Here is a 22,841-nt window from a genome sequence, read left to right as displayed (position 1 = left end):
TGCCAGGAAGCGGTTGATCGATTCAAACTGGCGGCGGATCAGCCGAGCCGGCTGATCTGTTCCTCGGTCACGACGCGCTCGACATTCTCGGATTTGCTCTTGATGCGGTAGCGCGGGCGGCCGTCGGATTCGATCGGCAGGCAGGAGACGATGGTATAGACGCTTCGTTCCTTCACGGTCGCGCGGCCCTGAGGCCCCTGCAGCTGGTGATGGACGTCGTCATTGATCGCGTAGTTGTGGGCCATCGTGCGTCTTTCGGTTGATAAGGCGCCTTTTAGTCGCAACAAGGCGCCAAAGCAACAAAACTCCGCATCCGGACCAGCACCAATCGCCGCCCGGTTAACCGGTCCAGGCCCGGCGGGACCGGCCTCGGCAACGCCGGACCTCGGTTCCAGGCGCCAAACACCCGTTAAGGCCCTCTCAATCCGCCACGCAGACCTCGACAAGTTCCCCGGTTAATCGCGTCGGATAGACGCGAAGATCGATTTCGGCCGGTTCGCACTGCGCCTTGCCCGTCTTCACGTCGAAACATGCGCCGTGTAACGGGCATTCCACCATGTCGTCCTCGAGCAGCCCGTCCGTCAGCAGCGCAAAGGCATGCGAACAGATATTGTCGGTGGCAAAGAACTCGCCGCCGACATTGTAGATCGCGATCTGCAGGTCGCCGATTTCGACCGGCATCATCGTGCCGGTCTCGATGTCGGCGGTAGCGCAGACCGCGTGCCAAACCCCGTCTTGCATCCTGTTCCTCTTGCTGAAGTGATCTCTGGTGAAGCGACCGGTCGGTTCGTCGAGGCCGCCAGGCGGCCTACACTTCAACGAACACGACCGCCTCCTCGACGATGACCGAAAACGTTTCCGCGGTCAGTCCACCGTCACCGCACGTGTCCGGAGACGGCGCCTCCCGCTCGATGCTCGTCTTGTACTGCCGGGTGAAAAGCCCCTGCGGGTCGCAATGCGATTTGCCGGTGCGCAAATCGAACTCCCAGCCATGCCAGGGACAGCGCAGAATTTCACCGGGACGTGAAAGTCGATAGCAGCCGGGCACTTCGGATTCGGGCAATCCGACGATGATACCCCGACTGAGCTTCGCGCCTTCGTGCGGGCAGCGATTCAACAACGCATAGAAGTCGCCGCCGACATTGAACACCGCGATTTCCCGGCCGCGAAGCGTCACGACCTTATTGCTGCCGGGAGGAATTTCACTGACAAGCCCGACGCGCTCTTTCGGCATGGCTAGAACCTGTACAAATTTTCGGCGTTGCCGCGGCAGATTTGTTTCCGCTCGGCAGGGCTCAGCTTCATCTTGAAGGCGTAGGAAGGATCGTCCTGGTCCCAATGCGGATAATCGGTCGAGAACAGCAACCGGTCCCAACCGAGCCAGTCGAAACAACGCCGCAACTGCTCGGGTCGGGCAGGCTCTTCCATCGGCTGCGTCGTGTACCAGAAATGCTTCCTGACGTAGTCCGAGGGCGCATAGGTGAGATGCGGCACCTCGCCCTTCATCCGCTCCCACAGCCGATCGAGCCGCCAGACGAAGCTCGGCACCCAGGCGAAGCCGATTTCGACCAGCACGACCTTGAGCGCCGGAAATTTTTCGAACACGCCCTCCATCACCATGCTGCTCATGACGGCGGGACCGCCCATCGTCGTCGCATAATGCTCTTCCATATAGAACGAAGGCCAACCGCCGCCGGTCGAAGCGTGGCCGCCGATGCCGTAGGAATGGATGCCGAGCGGCAGACCATGGGCCTGCGCGGCTTCATAAATCGGCCAGTAGCGTTGCCGGCCCAGCGGCTCGCTGCTGCGCGGCGCCAGCATGATCTGGACGAACCGGCCGTCGCGGGCGCAGCGCTCGATCTCCTTCACGGCCGCAACCGGGTCGTCCTGCGTCACCACCAGCGAGGCGCGCAGGCGTTCGTCGCGATCGAGCCATTCGGCAACCTGCCAATCATTGTGCGCGGTGGCTAGCGCGCGGGCGAAATCCTGATTGCGCTCGCTGGCCACGTTGCCGAACAGCGGGATCAGGATCGCCTTGAGTACGTGAAAGGGATCGAGATGCTGCTGCTGCATGAACGCCAGATCGGATCCTGGCGGTCCGCCGGCGGGCGGCCAGGCATCGCGCCGGCAGATCAGCGGGGCCGTCCGTGGATACTGCGTGGTATTGATGAAGGGCTGGCGCAGATGCGTGCCGAATTGCTCCGAATGGTCCTGCCAGCGCCGGGCGAGATACGGATAGAGACTCTTCGAATGCTGCGGCAGCGGATGAACGTCGCAATCGATGATGCCGACGTCGGCTTTCGTGGCCGCCCCCGTACGCGGGCTCTCGATGACACTCATCATGCTGTCTCCTGCAGCCGGGGATAGGTTTTCAGCGGATTTTCCGTTCGCAGCCGGTTCATCAGATCAGCCTCGAAGCCTGCGGGCGCAAATTCGGCCTGCTCGAAATTCCAGTGCGGAAAATCGGTCGAGAACAGCATCATCTCCTCGCCAATCTGTTCGATCATTTCCCGAACGATTTGCGGGTCTGCCGGACCGTCGAACGGTTGCATGGTCAGCCGGACGTGCTCGGCGACGATCTCGCTCGGCGGACGCTTGACCCAGGGCACCTCCATGCGGAGGCCGCGCCAGAGCTTGTCGATGCGCCAGAGGAAGGACGGCAACCAGGTTACGCCGGATTCGGTCAGCACGACCCGCAGCTTCGGGAATTCCTTGAACACGCCCTCGGCGATCATGCTGAGAAGCTGGGTCTGGAAGCCGACGCTTTGCGCCGCCTGGTCCTCGATATGGAATGACGGCCAGCCATTGGTCCAGGGCGCGAAGCGATAGCTGCTGCCGGCGTGGACGCCGATCGGCAAACCATGCGCCTCCGCCGCGGCGTAGATCGGCCACATCGACCGCTTGCCGAGCGGCGCATCGCCCATCACCATCAACAACACCTGGACGAAACGGCGATCCGAAGCGCGGCGCTCGATTTCCTTCGCGGCGAGTTCGGCGTGCTGCCATGGCACAATGATGGAGGCGCGGAGCCGGTCGTCCTTGCTCAGCCAGTTGCTGATCAGCCAGTCGTTCATCGCGCCGCACAGCGCCGCGGCGAGATCCGCATTGTAGACCGCCTGCGCGCCGTACAGGCAATTGCAGATGGCAATATCGGTGTCGAACGCATCGAGCGCCCGCGCCTGCACCAGCTCGAGACTGACCGGGCCTCGCCAGTCCGGCCTGACGGCGGCCGGCATATTCGAGAGGTCGCCGGTCAACTCCAGGCGATCGATGCCGCGACTGGTCACCTGCTCGTGCCAATATTGGTCGAGGAAAGGCAGCAACTCGCCGGTCGTCGGCAACGTCAGGTGAAGGTCGCAGTCGACCTTCGGAAATGAGTTCGCTTGTCGCAACAACGGGTCATTCCTTGTTTCGGCTGGGCGCTTTGGTCCGGCATCAACCAGGGCAAGCTGGCAGAGGCGCGGCTCCTACTCGACGCTGATGCCCGCTTCGCGGATCGTCTTGCCCCATTTGTCGGTTTCCTTGCGGATAAAGGCGCCGAACTCTTCGGGCGTGGAGCCGACCGGCTCGGCGGCCTGCTTCGCGAAGGCCTGCTGCAGTTCCGGTGACTTGAGCGCCTGAACGATCGCTGCGTTGAGCGTGGCGATGACATCCGGCGGCGTCTTGGCGGGCACCACGATTCCGGTCCAGCCGGTCGCCTCATAGTCGGGCAAGCCGCTTTCAGCCAGGGTCGGCACATCAGGCAACAGCGGCGAGCGCTTCTTTCCGGTGACCGCGAGCGCGCGCAGTTTGCCGCCCTCGACGAGCGGCAGCGCCGTGATCATGGAATCGAACATCAGCTGCACGTGATTGCCCATCAGGTCGTTCAACGCCGGCGCGCTTCCCCGGTAGGGAACATGCGGTGCGTCGATTCCGGCCTGATGCACAAACAGCTCGCCGGACAGATGCATCGAGGTGCCGTTGCCGCCCGAGGCCCGGTTCAGTTTGCCGGGATTCTTCTTGGCATAGTCGATCAGCTCCTTGACGGAATTGACTGGAAGATCCGGGCTGACGACCAACAGCAGTGGATACTGGACGACCAGCGACACCGGTTCGAAATCCCTGATCGGATCGAACGGGAGATGCTTGAACAGCGTCTGGTTGATGGCATGGGTTCCGGTCGTTGCCAGCAACAGGGTGTAACCGTCGGGCGGGCTTTTGGCGACGAATTCAGCGCCGAGATTGTTGCCGGCACCCGGCCTCGGCTCGACGATGACGGGCTGGCCGAGCGTCACCTGCATCTTTTCGGCGAGCAGTTGGGCGGTAATATGCGTCGGCCCGCCGGCTGCTGCCGGCACCACGATCTTGATGGTCCGGGAAGGAAAGCCGTCGGCGACGGCAGGTACCGCCCACGCCAGCGCGAACACCAAAGCCAGCAAATTCCGCCTACCGCCGCGCCGCATTTCCGTTCCCTTTCGTTTCTTCTTGTTCGACTATCGAACGTATGGTCTACTGTCGAACAACGTAACATGTTCGGCGGAGTTGGCAACCGTGCTTGGAATCGATGACGTCTGGACCGATGGGTCGAAATGGCCTGACGGCAGCGACACCTTTGTCGAGGCCTTTGCGAAGGGCTTGCTGGTGATCGCGGCCTTCCACCATGAGCGCAGCCTCGGCCTGAGCGACATTGCCAAACGAACCAAGCTGTCCCGCGCCGGCGTGCGGCGGCTGATGCATACGCTGATCGCGCTCGGATTCGTGCAGCAATCCGGCGATGCTTTCACGCTCACGCCGCGGGTGCTGCAGCTCGGCTTTTCCTATCTGTCGTCCCTGACACTTCGGGAAGTGGCGCAGCCCGTCATCGAAACCCTGTCGCGCGAGACCGACGAAGTGGTCGCGATATCGGTGCTGGACGGCGCCAACGTCATTTACGTCACAAGGGCCGAGGTCACGAGCGTGCTGCGACGCGGCCTCACCATCGGCAGCCGCATTCCTGCCTTTTGCACGTCGATGGGCCGCGTTCTGCTGGCGGGACTTTCACCGGCAGCGTGCGCCGAAAACCTGAATGGTTCCGAGCGCCGCGCCTGGACTAAGGTGACGACGACCGACCCGGAAAAATTGTCGCGCGAAATCGACATCGTGCGCCGGCAAGGCTGGAGCTTCGTCGGCGAGGAACTTGAAATCGGCGCCTGCGGCATCGCCGTACCGATCCGCGATCCCAATGGAAACACGGTGGCGGCGATCAACCTCTCAACCAATCTCGCGCGGCACTCGCCGCAGGAAATGATAACGGATTTCTTGCCGCGGCTGAAGAAGGCACGCGAGCAGATCGAGCAGCATCTGGTCATATGAGACCTCCGGCGCAATGATCCGCTAGGCCAGAAGCGTCTTTCTTTGCTGCACGCGCTCGATCGACTTTGCGACGGTCGAACGATGCAGCGTCGCATCCTGCAACCGCTGCAACAGATACTCGGCAATCCCGGCAATCTCCTGCTCCTGATCGAACAGGTTGTTGCCGATGCAGAGCATGTCCATGCCGGCCCGGAGCGATTGCAGGCTGGCCTCCCGGGTGCCCAGCGCCTTCTGCAAACCCTGCATCTGCATATCGTCGGTGATCAAGAGCGTATCGGGGAGGCGCCTGCGCAACCGGCCAAGTCCCGCCGCCGACAAGGTCATCGGATGATGCTCGTCCCATTGCCGCACGATGGCATGGCTGACCAACACCGCATCGCCGAACATCTTTGGCGCCAGCGCATAGAACAGCTCCTCCTGTTCGGGAACGAGCGCATCCGAAATGTCCATGAATTCCTGGTGCGAATCCACCACCGCGCCGCCGATGCCGGGAAAATGCTTCAGGCACAGGCCGATCCGCTGCTCGCGCGCGACCTCGCTGGCCAGCAAGGCGTTGACTTCGACTTCGGCGATGTCGGCGGAATAGGAGCGCTTGACCCTGCCGATATTTGGATTGTCGGGGTTGTAGTCGACGTCGATCACCGGCGCGAAATCGTAGTGAATGCCGAGTTGCCGCAACTCGGCAAAACTCGCCGTCAGGATGTTGCGCTTTTGATCCGCCGCAAGATGGTTGAATTCCTTGGCGCTCGGCAACGGCGCAAAGCCGCGGCTTTCCTTCAACCGCCGCACCAGTCCGCCCTCCTGGTCGATGAATACCATCGGCCGGGACGGCAGGCGGGCGATCTCGCCGCAGAGCCGCCGCACCTGTTCGGGCGTCTCGACATTGTTGTCGTATTGCTGCGTCTGGCAGGAGTAGTCGAACAGGATCACGCCGCCGAGACCGTAACGTTCAGCGAATTCCTGTAGCCACGCCGGGACCGTCTTGCCGAAGAAGCCGAGAATGAAGAGTTCGCCGATTTGCATTCTCGCGCTTTCGCCAGTCGGCCGTGACGTTCCTGCGTCGATTCTTCTATGTTAAAAGCGGCCGATTGAACAGCGGCCGCCACCGGGCACAGCACGAATAGAAGAGATGAAGAGATCATGTCAGCACCATCCATCCCGCAAATGGCGCGTTACCGCCAATGGCTCGGCGATCAACGCGGCCTGCACTTCGCCAACTATGAGGAAATGCGGCAATGGTCGGTTCGCGAGCTCGATGCGTTCTGGCAAAGCATCTGGGATTACTTCGACCTGCGATCGCCGACCCCGCACCGTGCCGTGCTGGCGCAGCGCAAGATGCCGGGCGCGGTCTGGTTCCCGGGCGCTGAGGTCAACTATGCGCGTCAGGTTCTGCGGCATGTCGAAGCGGCGCATGCCGCAGGCCAGCCGGCGATCGTCGCCTGCGGCGAAGATGGTATCCTGAAGAAGACAAGCTGGCCCGAACTGCGGCGCAAAGCCGCCGCGCTGGCGCTCCACCTCCGGGCCCAAGGCGTCCGCTCCGGCGATCGCGTGGCGGCCTACCTCCCCAACATCCCCGAGACCATCATTGCCTTTCTCGCCACCGCCAGCATCGGCGCGGTATGGAGCGTCTGTGCCCCTGATATGGCGGCGCCTGCCGTGATCGACCGGTTCAAGCAGATCGAACCCAAAATTCTGATCGCGTGCGACGGCGTGACCTATGCCGGCCGACGGCACGACCGGCGCCAGGTGATCGACGAGTTGCGGCAATCGCTGCCGAGCGTCGAGCATGTCATCATCCACAGCGACAGCACAGATCGCGCCGCGGGCTCCGATACCCTGCTGTCGACAATCCTGTCGACAACCAGCATCGAGATCGACGCGTTCGAGCCCGATTGGTTGCCGTTCGATCATCCACTCTGGATCGTCTATTCCAGCGGGACGACGGGCTTGCCGAAGCCGATCGTTCACGGCCATGGCGGCGTTATCATCGTGGCGCTGCCGCTGAACGTGCTGCACAACGATATCGGCTGCAGCTATCAGCAGGCGTCGTTCGGCGAGCGTTACCACTGGTACTCTTCGACCGGCTGGATCATGTGGAATTGCCAGATCGCCGGCCTGCTCAACGGCACCACGATCTGCATCTTCGACGGCAGCCCGGGCGGGTCGAAGGAAAATCCGGACTGGTCGACCTTGTGGCGCTTCGTCTCGCATTCAAAGGCCACGTTTTTCGGCGCGGGCGCGGCCTTCTTCGCAAGTTGCGCGAAAGCCGAGATTGACCTCGCCGCCAGCGGCGACCTGTCACGCCTGCGCGCGCTCGGCTCGACCGGATCGCCACTGTCCGCCGACACCCAGCAATGGTTCAGCGAACGCTTCGCCCGGCTCGCCGAAACCAATGGCAGCGCCGCACAGCGTGAGATGTTCTGGGCCAACATGTCCGGCGGTACCGACTTTGCCGGCGCCTTCATCGGCGCCAACCCCGAATTGCCGCAGACGCCGGGCCTGATGCAGTGCCGGCTGCTGGGCGCCGCCGTGGAGGCCTTCAACGAACAGGGCCGCGGCGTCATCGAAGAGGTCGGCGAACTCGTCTGCACCGAACCGATGCCGTCGATGCCACTGCGGTTCTGGAACGACGAAGGCGATGCGCGCTACCGCGCCAGCTATTTCGATACCTACCCGGACAATTTCGACGGCACCGGCCGCGGCGCCGTCTGGCGCCATGGCGACTGGCTCAAAATCAATGCCGACGGATCCTGCGTGATCTACGGCCGCAGCGACGCCACCATCAACCGGCATGGCCTGCGGATGGGCACCAGCGAACTCTATTCGGCGATCGAGGCGTTGCCTGAGGTGCTGGACTCGATGGTGGTCGACCTCGAATATCTCGGACGCGAAAGCTACATGCCGCTGTTCGTGGTGTTGCGGGACGGTTTTACGCTCGATCGCGCCATGCAGACGCGGATCAACAATGCGATCGAAGCCGGCCTGTCGCGGCGGTTTCTACCCAACGAAATCTTCGCCGTTGCCGAGATCCCGCGAACGCTGTCCGGCAAGAAGCAGGAACTGCCGATCAAGAAACTGCTGCTCGGCCATCCCCTGGAGAAAGTCATCAACAAGGACGCGATGGCCAATCCCGGCTGCCTCGCCTGGTATCTCGATTTTGCGGCGAAGCATTTGCAGAAGAGTGCGGGGGTGGTCGAACGGTCGAGCTAGTTCGCCGGTGTCTGCCGGCGGCGGTCGCTCTGCCGTCACCGGGAGAAGTTACCTCAGCACATTTTCAAGCGGCTCGATGGGCGGGGGAAGATCCACAATTCCAAGCAGCGCGAGCATCTCGCGTTCGATCATTCGCTTCATCGCGTCCAGCGGAAGCGCGTTGGGCTCGAGCCCGAACGGATCCTCAAGTTGATGGCCGAGCGCGTCGAGTCCGAAGAAGGTGTAGGCAACGAGCAGGACGGGCAGAAGCGTCCACCAGTCCAGCGATCCGGCAAGCGCGAACGGCAGCGTCAGACAAAAAACGAGGGCCGTGCGGTGAAGCAACAGGGAATAGGCGAACGGCACCGGGGTAGACACGATGCGTTCGCATCCGCCCTGCACGTTGGAGAGTACGGTGATCTGACCCTCGAGAACCGAATAATGGATCGGTCCGATCCGATCCTGGCGCATCAGCGTCAGGCAATATTTTCCGATCTGATAGAGCACGGCATCCGTTCGATTGGGGCTGCCTGAAGCCGCGCCGATATCGCACCAATGCTTGATCGCCGCCAGTTCGTCCTCGCCCCGCAGGCGGGCCGCCAGTCCGGCCGTGAAGCCGCACAGACCACGGATAAGAAAGCGCCGGTCGTCGTCTTCCAACGTAGAGACCTGACGCGCGAACGACCGGCAAGCGATGATCAATTCGCCCCAAAGCTCCCGGCCCTCCCACCAGCGGGTGTAGCAGGCGTTGTTTCGGAAACTCATGAAGACGGATAGTGCGATGCCGATCAACGTGAAGGGAATGGCGCTGATCCGCGCGAAGATGCCCGGATGCTCGCGTGCGGCGAAAATGGCGATCACGCTGACGAGCGCAATCGCCATGAGTTGAGGCGTGATCCGCGGCAGGATCGAGCCGTTGACCGCAAATACGACGTCTTTGAAGCTGGGCTTGGAACGAACGATCATGTCGGCTTCCGCGAAATCCTGTCGGCGCTGTCATTCCGTTTCTGCATGATCGTTACCTGGATGGTCCCCTTCGTTGGATGATCTCGTCGTTAGCTGGTCTCGCTCGACGACCCGCGGCGCCTCACTGACCAAGGCATTCGGCGCGACCTTCGCCGTTCCTGCGCTTTGTCCCCGCGCGTGATCGCGAAGCCTGTCGCGCGCGCAAAGCAACTGCCGCGCCACTCCGGAGATGATCGGAGTCTCAATGAGTTAAGGGTTCACCGTCACGCGGTCCATGGACATTTTGTCCTTCGACCAAGGACAATTTGTCTATGGAAATCAATAAGATAGCATGATTTAATCGCAGGTACCGGCAGCTTCAGGAGCGCTTGACCATGACGGACAGCAAGCCTCGTTATAAGACCTACAATCACCCCGCCGGGGGGTGGGGCGCTGCAGCCGCAACCGCAAAGGTCCTGCTCGAGCAGAGCGTCGTCACCAAAGGCTCTCGCGCCTTGCTCGCGATGAACCAGCCGGGTGGCTTCAAATGTCCGAGTTGCGCCTTTCCCGACGCGGATTGCAAAAAGACGCTCGAGTTCTGCGAGAACGGCGCCAAGGCGCTGGCCTTCGAGGCGACGAAGCGTAGGGTCACCCGGGATTTCTTTGAGAAATACACGGTGTCCGAACTGATGGAGAAGTCGGACTACTGGCTCGAAATGCAAGGTCGCCTGACCGAGCCCATGCGCTACGACGCGGCGTCCGACCGATATGTGCCGTGCGATTGGGATGCGGCCTTTGCCATGATCGGAAGCCATTTGAGGGCACTTGAGAGCCCTCATCACGCCGAATTCTACACGTCCGGTCGCACGCCCAACGAGGCAGCATTCCTGTACGCCATTTTCGTCCGCCAGTTCGGTACCAACAACTTCCCCGACTGCTCGAACATGTGTCACGAGCCCACCAGCCGCGGTTTGCCTCCCTCCATCGGGGTAGGAAAAGGGACCGTGGTGATGGAGGACTTCGAGCACACTGAAGCGATATTCGTCATCGGACAGAATACCGGCACCAATTCGCCGCGCATGATGACCAACCTGGTTGAAGCACGAAAGCGCGGCGTCCCGATCGTCGCCGTTAATCCGATGCCGGAGCGGGCTCTCATACGCTTTGCCGAGCCGCAGGATGTCCTGCAGATGGCGACGTTCGGATCGAGCCCGATCGCAAGCGAATTCGTTCACATCCGCATTGGCGGCGACCTCGCCCTTATCAAGGGCATGATGAGGGTGATGTTCGAGCGCGAAGCCAAAGGCGAGAAAGTCATCGACCACGATTTTATCAGCGCGCATACGGTCGGACTGGAAGTCATCCGCGAGGATGTGCTGGCCCAGGACTGGAAAGACATCGTTGAGGTCTCCGGCGTCGACGAGCAACAGATTCGCCGCGTTGCCGACATCTATATCCGCTCGCGCGCGACCATGATCTGCTATGGAATGGGCCTGACCCAGCATCAGGATGGCTCGCGGCTGCTCCAGCAGGTGGTGAACCTGCTTCTGCTGCGCGGCAATTTCGGCAAGCCCGGCGGCGGCATTTCACCCATTCGCGGCCATTCGAACGTCCAGGGCGACCGGACTGTCGGCATCGATGAAAGGCCGTCTGAGGAATACCTGGATCGCGTGCGCGACGTCTTCGGCTTTGAGCCGCCCCGCGGGTACGGCCATCACACCATCGAAACGATCGAAGCGATGCATGACGGCGTCGCAAAGGTCTTCATCGGGATGGGCGGCAACTTCGTCCGCGCCGTCCCCGACACTGACAGATCATATGCCGCCATGCGAAAGCTGGCACTGACGGTCGGCATTGCGATCAAGTTGAACCGCGGCCACCTCGTTCACGGGCGCGACGCGCTGATCCTGCCGGTGATCTCCCGTTCCGAGGAGATACACACTTCGGCAGGAGAGCAATTCGTCACGATCGAGGATTCGATGTCCAACGTCACGGCGTCACGCGGCGTATTGAAGCCTGCCAGCCCTGATTTGCTGCCGGAAGTCGAGATTGTCTGCCGGATGGCGCGCGCGGCGCTTCCGGACAGCAAGATCCCCTGGGAAAGCTATATCCACGACTACGATCTCATCCGCGACAAGATCGCCGAGGTTTATCCGGAGTTCTACGGCGATTTCTCCGAGAAGATAAAAGACCCAAAGGGCTTTCACCTCGACGTGCCGCCGCGTCGCCTGGTTTGGCCTACGCCCAACGGCAAGGCGAATTTCCTGTTGTTGCCGGGCCTCGAGGTAAACGTTCCGGTTTCCGACCCGACGATGTTGCGGTTGGCGACCGTCCGCTCGCACGACCAGTTCAACACGACGATCTACAGCTACAACGACCGTTATCGCGGCGTTTACAACGATCGTATGGTGCTCTTCATGAACGCGGAGGACCGAAGCGCGCGGGGGCTAGAGTCGGGATCGCGCGTCACGCTCGAAACTATCTGTGATGACGGTGTCCAGCGTCGCGTGGATGGGTTGACGGTGCTGGATTATCCGATGCCGCGCGGGGCTGTCGCGGGATATTACCCCGAACTGAATCCGCTTTTGCCGCTCGGCTATTACGACAAGATCAGCGGTACGCCTGCCGCCAAGTCGATCCCGGTTCGTGTCGTTGCCTAGTTGTCGAAACCGTTTGTTGCGGAGCGCTTCGGTTTTTTGAGAGGGAGGTGGCGTTGCTTGGGCATCTCGATCCGGTGATCTTGGCGCGCGCGCAGTTCGCGTTCACCGTCTCCTTCCACTTCATCTTCCCGGCCTTTTCCATCGGGATCGCAAGCTACCTGATGGTGCTTGAGGGCCTCTGGTTGAAGACCGGAGACGGCGTCTACGCCAACCTCTACCGCTACTGGCTCAAGATCTTCGCGGTTGCGTTCGGCATGGGTGTCGTCTCGGGCGTTGTCATGTCCTACCAGTTCGGCACCAACTGGTCGGTGTTTTCGACCAAGGCAGGACCGATCATCGGCCCGCTGATGGCCTATGAGGTGCTTACCGCCTTCTTCCTGGAGGCCGGGTTTCTCGGGGTCATGCTGTTCGGGATCAGCAAGGTCGGCAAGCGCCTGCATTTCTTCGCCACCTGCATGGTCGCGCTCGGCACGCTCATTTCCGCCACCTGGATCATCGCCGTGAACAGCTGGATGCAGACGCCGGCGGGCTTTGCGATCAACGCCAAGGGGCAGTTCGTACCGGCAGGCTCCTGGCTTCCGATCATCTTCACCGCCAGCTTTCCCTATCGCCTCGTCCACACCGTGATCGCGGCCTATCTCACCACCGCCTTCGTGGTTGGCGGCGTCGGCGCCTGGCACCTCCTCAAGGACCGTACCAATCCCGGTGCGCGGAAGATGTTCTCGATGGCCATGTGGATGGCGGCGATCGTGGCACCCATCCAGATCCTGGTCGGAGACGCGCACGGACTGAACACGCTGGAACACCAGTCGGCCAAGGTGCTGGCCATGGAGGGCGACTACCAGCCGAGTCCCAACGGCGCCCCGCTGATCCTGTTCGGCCTGCCGAGCAACGACGAGGCCCGCGTCGGCTACGAAGTGGCCGTGCCCCATATCGGATCGCTGATCCTGAAGCATGACCCGTATGCGGCGCTTCCGGGCCTCACCGACTTCCCGCGCGACCAATGGCCACCGACCCAAATCATATTCTGGTCGTTCCGGATCATGGTGGCGCTGGGATTCGCCATGCTCGGCGTCGGCCTTTGGAGCCTGCTCGCCCGCGCCCGCGGGAAGCTCTACGACTGGACGGCGCTGCACTGCGTCGCCGTCGCCATGGGACCAGCCGGTTTCGTCGCGGTGATCGCCGGCTGGGTCACGACCGAGGTCGGCCGCCAGCCCTTCACGATCTATGGCCTGCTCCGCACGGCGGAATCGCACTCCCCGCTTGCCGCCCCCGCCGTGGCCGCGTCGCTGCTCGCCTTCGTGATCGTCTACTTCAGCGCTTTCGGGGCCGGAACCTACTATCTGCTGCGACTGATGGCCAAAGCGCCCGAGCGCAACGAAACGGAGCCGCCGAACCTGCCGCAGCGCGCGGCCGGCATCACGCCAGCGTCAGGCGTCGGCGCGCCTCTGCCGGCGGGGGAGTGAGCGCCATGGGCACCATCGACCTCACGATCGTCTGGGCGGTGATCATCGGCTTTGCGGTGATTGCCTATGTCGTCATGGACGGCTTCGACCTCGGCATCGGCATCCTGTTCCCGACCCTGGCGGTCGGCAGCGAGCGCGATCAGGCGATGAACTCGATCGCGCCGGTGTGGGACGGCAATGAGACCTGGCTGGTGATGGGCGGCGGCGGGTTGTTCGCCGCCTTTCCGCTCGCCTATGCCATCATTCTTCCAGCGACCTATCCGCTGATGATCGCGATGCTGCTGGGCCTCGTCTTCCGCGGCGTTGCCTTCGAGTTCCGCTGGCGCGAGGCGCGTCATCGGCCGCTATGGGACTTTGCATTTGCGCTGGGCTCCGTGGTCGCGGCACTTTCGCAAGGCATCACGCTCGGCGCCGTTCTGCAGGAGATTCATGTCGAGAACGACGCCTACGCGGGCGGGTGGCTCGACTGGTTGAGCCCGTTCAGCCTGTTGACCGGCGTGGCGGTGGTGATCGGATATGCGCTGCTGGGCGCGACCTGGCTGGTCTGGAAAACCGAAGGGACGAGCCAGCGACATGCGCGCCGCGCCGCTTTCTGGCTCGGCGCCGGAACGCTCGTCGCGCTGGCCGCCGTCAGCGCGGCAACACCGTTCCTCGGCTATGATTACTGGCGGCGCTGGTTCGCCATGCCCGGGGTTTTGCTGACGGCCCAGGTGCCGCTGCTGGTAGCGATTTGCGCGGCCACGTTCTTCTGGAGCCTCAGCCGCAACTTCGAGCGGCTTCCCTTCCTGATGGCGCTTGCGCTGTTTCTGCTCGGCTTCCTTGGACTTGGCATCAGCATGTATCCGTATGTCGTGCCTCGCGCGGTGACGATCTGGGACGCTGCCGCGCCGCCCGAGAGCCAGTCGTTCATGCTGGTCGGCGCGCTTGTCATCATCCCCCTGATCCTCGCCTATACAGGCTGGGCCTATTGGGTCTTCAGGGGCAAGGCAGGCCTGCACGGATACCACTGATGGAGCACGAACTGCCGCTTTGGAAACGGCTCGCCTGGATGGCTGCGATCTGGGCAACCAGCGTCATCGCGCTCAGCGGCGTCGCTGGGCTGATCCGTATATTCCTGAAGGCTTGAGGATCAAGCGAACTGTCCGTCCCCGCTCCCGGCGCCTCGCGCGACGCAGGTTCACCCGCCTCCGATGCCCGCAGGGCTGGACGACAACGACCGCCGTTCGGAAAACTCGATGCGGTCCGGATGGGTGAAGATCTCGTATCCATCGTCGCGCGCGACGGCGATCAGCGTAATTCCCGCCTGATCGGCGGTCTCTATCGCAAGCGTCGTGGGCGCGGAAACGGCGACGAGAACCGGAACACCGATCATCGCCGTCTTCTGCACCATCTCCACCGAGACTCTGCTGGTGAGCAGGACCGCGCCGCTGGATCGATCCCTGTTGCAGCCGATCAACGCGCCGGCAAGCTTGTCGAGCGCGTTGTGGCGACCGACATCCTCCCGCACCACACTGATGCCTTCGGAAAGATCCCAGAAAGCGGCGGCGTGCATCGCACGGGTTTGCCGGTTGAGGCACTGCAAAGGCGCCAGCGCCGACATCGCGCCGAGCAGGTCGGAAGCGCGACACTTCAACCGGCTCACTACCCGCCGCGGGACCAAACCGGCCTGTTCAAGACTCTCGATCCCGCAGAGCCCGCAACCTACGGGGCCCACAATCGCACGCCGGCGTGCGACGAACGATCTGGACCGATCCGCAACAAGCCACATCCGAATTTCGACGCCGAGTTCGCTCTCAATCACCTCAACGCTGCTGATCTCGTCGGCCCGTTCCACGACCCCTTCCGTGATGCTGAAGCCGACGGCAAAGTCATGAAGATCGGTAGGCGTTGCCATCATCACGGCGTAGGTCGTTCCATCGTAGGTCAACGCAACGCCCTTCTCTTCCGCCACGACGCGCGATGACGGGGTTGGACGGCCCGCGCGCCATATGAGCATTTTCCTTTCGGCGAGAGCATCATTCGCTGTCATCGCGATAACTCCCGAGGCGCTAGTGGAAGACTGCTTTCACGGCAAGTCGGCTTCAGAACAATAGGTTATTCCAACACCGAATTAAACAGCACCCGCTTGCTCAAGCTCATCGATGACAGTTGCTGGCATCAACCGCATCGCGGTGCGCGCAATGTCGATGCGCACACATCCCGCTTCGTTCGTCTCATTACCTGATCTGCCACACCGACGGATGCGTACTCGCTCGATAGCCGTCCAAGGCGCCTCGATACCGGCAGAGCATGGCAAGTTTGGCCGGACGTCTTGGACAAACTGTCCAAATCCACCAAAGCTCGAAAATTAAGTTATTGATATCGCTGCTCCCGCAAGATGGCACGTCTGTTGCTGGGGAAAGACAATCGAAACCGCACGAGCAACAAGGTCAGCGAAGCTGAGCATCTGAACAGCAATCACTTCGCCAGGTGCACTCTCGTCAATTGGTCATCGCCTTAGGACCGTTGCTGGAGGCAAGGCGGTAGGGCGATGACAGGTAAGTGGCAGCCAACGGCGACGGGCGGCGTAACGCGGCGCGGCGCTATCATTCCGCCCGATCCCAACACGCGGTTTGCAACTACGGCCGCGCGGCTCGCGGCCCTTGCGCCCGGTCACCCGAAGGCGGCGTGGCTGCTATTCATGGCCCGCGTCGCGTCGGCGCAGCAACTGGCGTCCGCCGCTGTCGGCGGGATCGATGGTGTACTCGTCCAAGCTTTGCGTGCGGGCATGCCACCAATCGAAGCCAGGGAACATCACCGCAATTCAGCCTGGCAGACAGCCTTGTTTCACATTCTCGATGCCGTCGATGTCAGCACGACGACCCCGCAGGCGTACGGCATGACGGCCAGGTTACGCGCCGAAGCGCCAACCGGCATCGAAGCACTCGCCGACCAATACCTGCGTGACGATGTTCAGATCGGCGATACCGGTGTTGCGCTTTACGTGGGGGCCGCGCTTCAGGTCTATTTCACCGCACTGGCGGCGAAGTTACCGCCCGACCAGCTTCGACTGCTGCCGGAAGGCAGACTGTGCCCCTGCTGCGGATCCATACCGAGCGCAGGCCTGATCCCTGCAGCCGGCGATACACCCGACGCCCGCCGTCTCTATTGCTCGCTTTGCTCAACGGCCTGGCACTACACGCGCACCGCTTGCACCTTCTGTGGCGAATTCGGCACCGCGGAGTTCCAGGGCATCGCCGGCGATGCCGGAGCGGTGAAGGCCGAGACCTGCAACAAGTGCTTCACATACGCGAAGATGATCTATCGGGAACAGGATATCGAGGGTGATCCCTACGCGGACGATCTCGCAAGTCCGCGCCTCGACAGTCTGGTTACAGAAGCGGGCTGGACGCGTCGCCGCCCAATTCGCTGCAGTTCGCAGTGAGTCCATCCGAGGGCGCCGACACGCGGAAGGGCATCGGCATTCAGCCGACCACAAGATGATTTTGCACGGCGCTCACGCCGGGCGCCGCCCAAGCCGCCTGTTCCGCGTCATCGCGCTCAGCCAGGCACCGAACCGCGCCTTCGAGGATCGCGGTGCGGCCGTTGACCTTCACCGTGATTTGGTCCGCATCGAGACGGGCGTTTCGGGAGAGCGCGTTGGTGATAATCTCCTGGCTCAGGTCTTGCGGCCCATCGGGATTATCGGTCACGATTGAATCGGTTATCCCTTTGACTCCACGCAAAGGGCGCACCGCATTTTCTGCGTCCAGCTTCTCGTAATAGTACAGTACTTTGCCGCTGAGCGTGACCCAGCCGTCGTGAACGACAGGCGTGATTGCTTTCGACGGTACAAAAACGTTGGCCTCAAGGGCCTGCAACACGCGCGGCGTCAAATCAGCATCGGTTGGTTGCGCTCCCGCCGGCGTCACCTCCAGATCATTAGCGAGTGCGGCGACGCCGGCAATGTGCTTCACCACGTTCCCGGCTTCGCATTTGCTCGCGTAATTTTGCACCTGGCCGGCAAGTGTAACCACCCTGTTCTGGACGGTTACGGTGATGTGGCTCGCATCGATTCGTGAATTCGCGGCGAGTTCCTTCTCGACGTCTTGACGAAGCGCCATGTCGGTTTTCATGACGAGCACCTCTGTCCTGAAAACAGGTGGCTTAAAGCACCAATTGCCTGGCTGTCTACTTTACCCGACGACCCTTGAAAAACCCGGCGTTTGTCGTGTTCTGCTTGATGTTGGCGGTGTCGCCTTGCTCGGCCGTGTTGTCCACCTTCCTCGTGAATGACGTGTCCTTCTTGACTTCGGATTCTCCGCCCGGCCCCTTGGGGCTGCGATTGGCGGGCGGGACGGGCGGCATTTCGTTGTGACGTGACATGGTTTGCGCCTCCATTCGCTGACCTGTTTATTCGTTGACCTGTTTGTAGCCCGGATTCCGAGTCTGCTGGCCGCCTTGATCCGGATCATCGGCCATCGCTGCCTCCACCAGCGTGAACAAGATAATCCTAGTCGTTCCTGATGTCAGATTCCCTCAACGTTTTATGTGCAATGTGGCAGCGCTACTTACCTGATTTTTCGCGGACAGCTTTCTACCCGGTAGAATGACCTCGTGGGCCAAAACAAGCGCGACAATATCAGAGCAACGGACGTGCCAATTTGGGCCGCAGCAATATCAATATCTTAGGAGTCTGCCTGTTCCGACGACGGGCAAATTGACGAAGTGGAAGCAGACAATTTGTCCATGACAGGCGGCATCAGGGCGCTTCGGGCAACCAGACAGTGAACGTTGTGCCTTTCCCAAGCTCGCTCTCGACCGAGATCCTGCCGCCTTGCCGTGTCACCAGCATCTGACTGATCGAGAGACCAAGCCCGGTTCCTTCCCGCCGCTTGGTCGTGAAGAACGGATCGAACACTCGCTGCATCACATCCGCGCTCATGCCGGCACCGGTGTCCGCAACCTCGATCACAATACCCGGGCGCCCGTCCATATCGAGGTCGAACGTCCGCAAGGCGAGCCGACCGCCATCCGGCATGGCGTGAATGGCGTTGACGATCAGGTTGACGAGGACCTGCTGTAGTTCGGTCCGATTCATCCGGACAAGGCGCGACGCATGGTCTTCTCTCTCGACCGCAATCGTCGTCTTCTTGAGCAGATGCTGAACAAGCGGCAGCGAATCCGAGACAATGTCGGCTACGGCATGCTGCTCCAGGTAACCGGCGTACTCCTCCGGCTTGGCGAATTGCAGCAGCTTGGTGACAATTTCGCTGATGCGATGCATCTGCTCGTCGATGAGCCGAAATTCGGTCTTCACCGTTTCGGCCCTGCCGCCCATCTGGTCGCGGATCACCTCGAGATTTCCCTGCATGACGGCGATCGGATTGTTGATCTCATGGGCCACGCCGGCGGTGATTTCACCGATCGCCGCGAGCTTCTCCGACATGATGAGCTGCTTGGTCGTCGTCTCCAACTGCCGATTAGCCTGCTGCAGCTTGAGCGCGCGCTCCTCGACACGCCGGTTGAGCTCCTCGTTCCATTGGCGCAACTGTGCGTCGCGCTCCTGGACTTGATCGAGCAGCTGATCGAGATGAAGCGCCACCTGGCCAATCTCGTCCTTGCCCTGGACATGGCCGGTTCGTGCCGCGAGATTGCCGCTCTCAACCCGGGCGATCGTCCCGGTCATTCTCTCAAGGGGCCTGAAAATACTGCTGGCCCATTTCAGGAACAAGGGAACGGTCGCGGCCGTGACCACCAGGAAAGCGATCGCTATTCCCAGCAGGGTCTCACGCTTCGCATCCGTAAACGGTTTCTCGAGGAACCCGACATAGAGCATGCCGACACGTCGGCCATAACTGTCGTCGATCGGCTCATATGCCGAGATATACCAGTCGTTCACGACAAAGGCGCTGCCGAGCCACGTGCGCCCCTGGTCAAGCACAGCAGTCCGCACCACCGACGAGACGCGAGTGCCGACGGCCCGGCGACCTTCGAACAATCGCACGTTGGTGCTGATGCGGACATCATCAAGAAACAGCGTCGCCGTTCCTCGGCTGCCTTCGGGCAGGCTGGCGTCGTGATAGACCAGGTCGTTGATCGTGTCGATGAAAGCGAGATTCTGATTCAGCAGTATACCGCCGACCAGGGCCCCGCGTCGGCCGTTGGGCAGCGTCAGGGCGCTGGCTGAATGAATCATCAGGCCGCGCGTCTCCGGCGTGCGGCCTGTGTCCACGCTTTCGGGGGTTGGCACCACCTCAAGGCGTGCGCGCTGAGCAAGCTCGGGCGACATCGCCGCAAGATCCTTGCTCTCGAATACGTCGATGTCCGTCTTCGGACGGCCGCTCAACGCCGAACTGATGACCGGCCAATCCCATCGGATAGATGGTGAGGCAACGGGTTGTTCACTGGCGAGAATGCGCCCGTCGCCGTCGATCACATAGAGAAAATCGAATTTGAGGCCACTCGCTTTCTCCTTGAGCAGCGTGACAAGATCGCTGCTCGAAGCGTCGCCGGCGACGAGAAGATCGCGAAACCGCGCCGATTCGCTGAAGGCGACCAGCTGTTGTTCGGTGTTATCGAGAATTCGAGCCAGATACTGGTGAGCGATGATCAGGTCGCCATCGACCTTCGAAACCAGCGTGGCGTCGAACCTGGCGGCCCAGCGATAGATGGAGATGCCGAGCAGCAGCGGCAGAATGACCAGCGTCGGCAGCAGCGCGATCGCCAGCAGACGGTAACGGACCGAGTGTCTCCCGCCCGCCGTCACGGCCGGGTCGTTACGCATGCCAGTTTGCGCATTTGCGGTCGACGGTCTTGCGCGAGATGCCAAGCCGGCGCGCGGCTTCCTCGCGGTCGCCGCCGGCCTCGCGGAGCACCGATAGAATGTGTCGTCGCTCTACCTCCGCCAGACTCTGCCCGTCCCGGTCACCCGGCTCGACGGCCATTTCGAACTCTCCGGAAAATCCGCCGAGAATAACCGTCCGTTCGATCAGGTTGCGCAACTCCCGGATATTTCCGGGCCAGTCATACTGCGAAAGCGACGCGCGCACCCTTTCGTCGATCGGAACCGCGGGCATGCCGAGCTGCTGCGAAAACTCGCGCATGAAGAGTGCGGCCAGATTCTGCAGATCCTCGCCGCGATCCTTCAATGGCGGCAGATGAATCTGCATGACGTTGATTCGATAGTAGAGATCGGGCCGAAAGGTGCCGGCATCGACGCGGCTCTGCAGATCGGCATTGGTGGCAAAGACGAAACGAGCGTCGAACGGGACCTCGCGCTCCGAACCAACAGGCCGGACGCGGCGATCTTCCAGGACCCGCAGCAGCTTGCTCTGCAGTGCATAAGGTAACTCACCGATTTCATCGAGGAACAGGGTGCCGCCCTGGGCATGCATGAACAGCCCCTCACGCGCCCTGCCGGCACCGGTGAAAGCGCCCTTCAGATGTCCGAACAGCTCGCTCTCGATCATGTCCGCGGGTATTGCAGCGCAGTTGATCGGCACGAAGAGCTTGTCCGCCCGGTTGGAGAGCGCGTGGAGCGAGCGGGCAGCGACCTCCTTGCCGGTCCCCGACTGGCCCGTGAACAGGATCGACGTCGGCAAGGGAGCGACACGCGCGATGGTCTCGCGCACCTTTCGCATCGCAGGGGATTCGCCAAGCATCTTGTTGCGCAAGAGGACCTGTTGTGGCGTCGACTTCAATTCGTGGCGCAGGACGTCATTTTCACGCTGCAGCCGCGTCCGATCGAGACAGCGTGCAACGGCGTTGAGCAGTTGATTGGACCGGAATGGCTTCAGGACAAAATCGACCACACCGGCGCGCAGCGCTTCTATCGCGGTGTCGAGATCGGCATAGGCCGTCATCAGGATCACGTCGGCAAAGAACCCGGTCGCCCGCTGCTCGGCAAGCCAGTCGAGTCCGTTCTTTCCCGGCATGATGTTATCGAGGATGACGACGTCAAAATGCAGCTCGTCGAGCTTGATCGATGCTGCCTTGACGTCCGCCGCCTCTTCGATCCGCTTGCAGCGCGGACCAAGGACCCGGACCAGGAAATTGCGCATCCCTGGCTCATCGTCGACGACCAGAATGGAGGCCTGCGCCAGCCACGGGCCGAACTCTGGATCCGCCACGGATTCATGGGTTTTGCCGTTTGCTTCCAAAGGCATTTGACCTCTCTCCGGCGTCGGTCTCAGGCGTTGCCCACGATAGTAGGACGAACCCGCCCAAAACGTAAAGCATCGGCGACGACTGGGGTCGATCGACCATGCCGATGCGGAGATTGATGCACTGCTCCGCAGGGGGCACCAAAGCCGACGTTCGCCATCAATGACCCAAGATTCGACGTTGCCGGCTTTGGACAATCTGTCCAGGCTCGCAGGACAACTTGTCCATCTCAAGTCCCGGACCGCGATCACAAAGTCTTCTTGCGTCGGCAGTTGAGATAATGATCATCTTCGACGACTGATGCGGCGCTCGATCACTCGTCGCAACGTCAGCGGCGAACCCACGAGACGTATAGATGACGCGATTGCCGCTCCTGACGAAGCAACAACGCTCGTAGTGATCAACGCGGTGACAGGAGGCGAGAGATGCTTGAGATTCCACTGGGAGCCAACGGAGCCTTCACGCTCATCGTCGCGCCGGAACATCTGGCGAACCGGTTCAAAGATTCAATCCTGCCGCCGGTGCTGGCAACACCGCTGATGATCCTGGCGATGGAGAATGCCGCGCTGAACGCCATTCGCAACTATCTCGAGCCGGGCGAGAGCGCCCTCGGCACGGCGGTCGACATCCGCCACCTGGCGGCGACGCCGGTCGGCCAACGCGTCACGGCGAAAGCGGAAGTCACCCTGGTAGAAGGCAAGCGGATCGTCTTCGCGGTGATCGCCCATGATGAAGTCGAGGAGATCGGCAGAGGCACCCATGAGCGGATGCTGGTCGACCTTCGTCGCCTGACACGGCGCCTCGAGGGTAAAAGCCATCCGCTATAGCGGCCTGGAGAGAGCAGTTGTCGCTCCGGAGAGACCGCCCGTGCGATCCGTCAATGACGAATGCCTCGGCGGCCAGACCTAATCGGCTTCATCGAGCGGCGGACGCGACATGCGCATTCCGTGCTGGTCCGAAAAACGAAGAGCATCAACGATCATCGCCCTGACCTGCTTCGGTCCATCATCGTGGTCGAGCTCATACTCCAACAGCAATGTGGAAAAGGCCTCTTCATCGATCTTTTCGAGTGCGTCGGCAAGTTCCTTCAGAGTCATGATGCTTC

The 22,841-nt window shown here is 61.7% G+C and carries 22 protein-coding genes; 8 read left to right on the top strand and 14 right to left on the bottom strand.

The genetic code is table 11. The features are described 5' to 3' along the window. Positions 1 to 38: 38 nt before the first annotated feature. The 6 genes from FFI89_RS02655 to FFI89_RS02630 all read right to left on the bottom strand — a co-directional run bounded on the left by FFI89_RS02655 (position 39) and on the right by FFI89_RS02630 (position 4,442). The gene (locus tag FFI89_RS02655) at positions 39 to 245 is read right to left on the bottom strand and encodes a hypothetical protein (RefSeq protein WP_074821786.1); all 207 of its coding nucleotides are present in this window, start codon (positions 243 to 245) and stop codon (positions 39 to 41) included. Between the two features lie 175 nt (positions 246 to 420). Next, on the bottom strand, positions 421 to 741 hold the full coding sequence (locus tag FFI89_RS02650; protein WP_138832647.1) for a non-heme iron oxygenase ferredoxin subunit: 321 nt from the start codon (positions 739 to 741) through the stop codon (positions 421 to 423). A 67-nt stretch (positions 742 to 808) separates the two neighbouring features. Next, a complete protein-coding gene (locus FFI89_RS02645; protein WP_138832645.1) occupies positions 809 to 1,234 on the bottom strand; it encodes a Rieske (2Fe-2S) protein in 426 nt (141 codons plus the stop codon). Between the two features lie 2 nt (positions 1,235 to 1,236). Further along, entirely contained in the window at positions 1,237 to 2,340 is a 1,104-nt protein-coding gene (locus FFI89_RS02640) for an amidohydrolase family protein (protein WP_138836039.1), read from the bottom strand. Further along, positions 2,340 to 3,395, bottom strand: a complete 1,056-nt coding sequence (locus FFI89_RS02635; protein ID WP_138832643.1) for an amidohydrolase family protein — start codon at positions 3,393 to 3,395, stop codon at positions 2,340 to 2,342. Before FFI89_RS02635 ends, FFI89_RS02640 begins: the two co-directional genes overlap by 1 nt. Positions 3,396 to 3,467: 72 nt before the next feature. Continuing rightward, positions 3,468 to 4,442, bottom strand: coding sequence for a tripartite tricarboxylate transporter substrate binding protein (locus tag FFI89_RS02630; protein WP_138832641.1), 975 nt, complete (start codon positions 4,440 to 4,442; stop codon positions 3,468 to 3,470). A gap of 88 nt (positions 4,443 to 4,530) precedes the next feature. On the opposite strand from FFI89_RS02630, the gene FFI89_RS02625 reads away from it, so the two are divergent. Beyond that, a complete protein-coding gene (locus FFI89_RS02625) occupies positions 4,531 to 5,331 on the top strand; it encodes an IclR family transcriptional regulator C-terminal domain-containing protein (RefSeq protein WP_138832639.1) in 801 nt (266 codons plus the stop codon). 21 nt (positions 5,332 to 5,352) lie between these two features. Here the strand turns inward: FFI89_RS02625 and FFI89_RS02620 are convergent, their stop codons facing one another. Then, positions 5,353 to 6,354 (bottom strand): glycoside hydrolase family 3 N-terminal domain-containing protein, encoded by a 1,002-nt coding sequence (locus FFI89_RS02620; RefSeq protein ID WP_138832637.1) that lies wholly within the window; start codon positions 6,352 to 6,354, stop codon positions 5,353 to 5,355. Positions 6,355 to 6,471: 117 nt separating this feature from the next. Here FFI89_RS02620 and FFI89_RS02615 point away from each other — a divergent pair, with 117 nt between their 5' ends. Next, a complete protein-coding gene (locus tag FFI89_RS02615) occupies positions 6,472 to 8,541 on the top strand; it encodes an acetoacetate--CoA ligase (protein WP_138832635.1) in 2,070 nt (689 codons plus the stop codon). 48 nt (positions 8,542 to 8,589) lie between these two features. Here the strand turns inward: FFI89_RS02615 and FFI89_RS02610 are convergent, their stop codons facing one another. Continuing rightward, positions 8,590 to 9,486, bottom strand: a complete 897-nt coding sequence (locus FFI89_RS02610) for a bestrophin family protein (protein WP_138832633.1) — start codon at positions 9,484 to 9,486, stop codon at positions 8,590 to 8,592. A 374-nt stretch (positions 9,487 to 9,860) separates the two neighbouring features. Here FFI89_RS02610 and FFI89_RS02605 point away from each other — a divergent pair, with 374 nt between their 5' ends. The 4 genes from FFI89_RS02605 to FFI89_RS02590 are packed head-to-tail and all read left to right on the top strand — an operon-like array spanning position 9,861 to position 14,717. Then, positions 9,861 to 12,125, top strand: coding sequence for an FdhF/YdeP family oxidoreductase (locus FFI89_RS02605; RefSeq protein ID WP_138832631.1), 2,265 nt, complete (start codon positions 9,861 to 9,863; stop codon positions 12,123 to 12,125). Between the two features lie 53 nt (positions 12,126 to 12,178). Continuing rightward, entirely contained in the window at positions 12,179 to 13,591 is a 1,413-nt protein-coding gene (locus tag FFI89_RS02600) for a cytochrome ubiquinol oxidase subunit I (protein WP_210249068.1), read from the top strand. Between the two features lie 5 nt (positions 13,592 to 13,596). Beyond that, positions 13,597 to 14,601 (top strand): cytochrome d ubiquinol oxidase subunit II, encoded by a 1,005-nt coding sequence (cydB, locus tag FFI89_RS02595; protein WP_138832627.1) that lies wholly within the window; start codon positions 13,597 to 13,599, stop codon positions 14,599 to 14,601. Further along, on the top strand, positions 14,601 to 14,717 hold the full coding sequence (locus tag FFI89_RS02590) for a DUF2474 domain-containing protein (protein ID WP_138832625.1): 117 nt from the start codon (positions 14,601 to 14,603) through the stop codon (positions 14,715 to 14,717). Before cydB ends, FFI89_RS02590 begins: the two co-directional genes overlap by 1 nt. 51 nt (positions 14,718 to 14,768) lie before the next feature. On the opposite strand, the gene fdhD is transcribed toward FFI89_RS02590, so the two are convergent. Continuing rightward, the gene (fdhD, locus tag FFI89_RS02585) at positions 14,769 to 15,620 is read right to left on the bottom strand and encodes a formate dehydrogenase accessory sulfurtransferase FdhD (protein WP_138832623.1); all 852 of its coding nucleotides are present in this window, start codon (positions 15,618 to 15,620) and stop codon (positions 14,769 to 14,771) included. A gap of 501 nt (positions 15,621 to 16,121) precedes the next feature. On the opposite strand from fdhD, the gene FFI89_RS02580 reads away from it, so the two are divergent. Further along, entirely contained in the window at positions 16,122 to 17,015 is an 894-nt protein-coding gene (locus FFI89_RS02580; RefSeq protein WP_138832621.1) for a formate dehydrogenase accessory protein FdhE, read from the top strand. Positions 17,016 to 17,055: 40 nt separating this feature from the next. On the opposite strand, the gene FFI89_RS02575 is transcribed toward FFI89_RS02580, so the two are convergent. The 4 genes from FFI89_RS02575 to FFI89_RS02560 all read right to left on the bottom strand — a co-directional run bounded on the left by FFI89_RS02575 (position 17,056) and on the right by FFI89_RS02560 (position 21,738). Then, on the bottom strand, positions 17,056 to 17,706 hold the full coding sequence (locus FFI89_RS02575) for a BON domain-containing protein (protein ID WP_138832619.1): 651 nt from the start codon (positions 17,704 to 17,706) through the stop codon (positions 17,056 to 17,058). 55 nt (positions 17,707 to 17,761) lie between these two features. Then, a complete protein-coding gene (locus FFI89_RS02570; protein ID WP_138832617.1) occupies positions 17,762 to 17,956 on the bottom strand; it encodes a hypothetical protein in 195 nt (64 codons plus the stop codon). Between the two features lie 376 nt (positions 17,957 to 18,332). Further along, a complete protein-coding gene (locus tag FFI89_RS02565; protein WP_138832615.1) occupies positions 18,333 to 20,357 on the bottom strand; it encodes a HAMP domain-containing sensor histidine kinase in 2,025 nt (674 codons plus the stop codon). Further along, the gene (locus FFI89_RS02560; protein WP_138832613.1) at positions 20,350 to 21,738 is read right to left on the bottom strand and encodes a sigma-54 dependent transcriptional regulator; all 1,389 of its coding nucleotides are present in this window, start codon (positions 21,736 to 21,738) and stop codon (positions 20,350 to 20,352) included. The genes FFI89_RS02565 and FFI89_RS02560 overlap by 8 nt, the downstream gene beginning before the upstream one ends. A gap of 423 nt (positions 21,739 to 22,161) precedes the next feature. On the opposite strand from FFI89_RS02560, the gene FFI89_RS02555 reads away from it, so the two are divergent. Next, positions 22,162 to 22,563, top strand: a complete 402-nt coding sequence (locus FFI89_RS02555; protein ID WP_138832611.1) for a thioesterase family protein — start codon at positions 22,162 to 22,164, stop codon at positions 22,561 to 22,563. 78 nt (positions 22,564 to 22,641) lie between these two features. Here FFI89_RS02555 and FFI89_RS02550 read toward each other — a convergent pair whose 3' ends face one another. Then, positions 22,642 to 22,833, bottom strand: coding sequence for a hypothetical protein (locus FFI89_RS02550; protein WP_138832609.1), 192 nt, complete (start codon positions 22,831 to 22,833; stop codon positions 22,642 to 22,644). Between the last annotated feature and the right edge of the window lie 8 nt (positions 22,834 to 22,841).

The organism is Bradyrhizobium sp. KBS0727 (genome assembly GCF_005937885.2).
GTDB lineage: Bacteria > Pseudomonadota > Alphaproteobacteria > Rhizobiales > Xanthobacteraceae > Bradyrhizobium.
The sequence above is the reverse complement of the archived record's forward strand: the minus strand, read 5'-3'. Positions and strand labels throughout refer to the sequence as shown.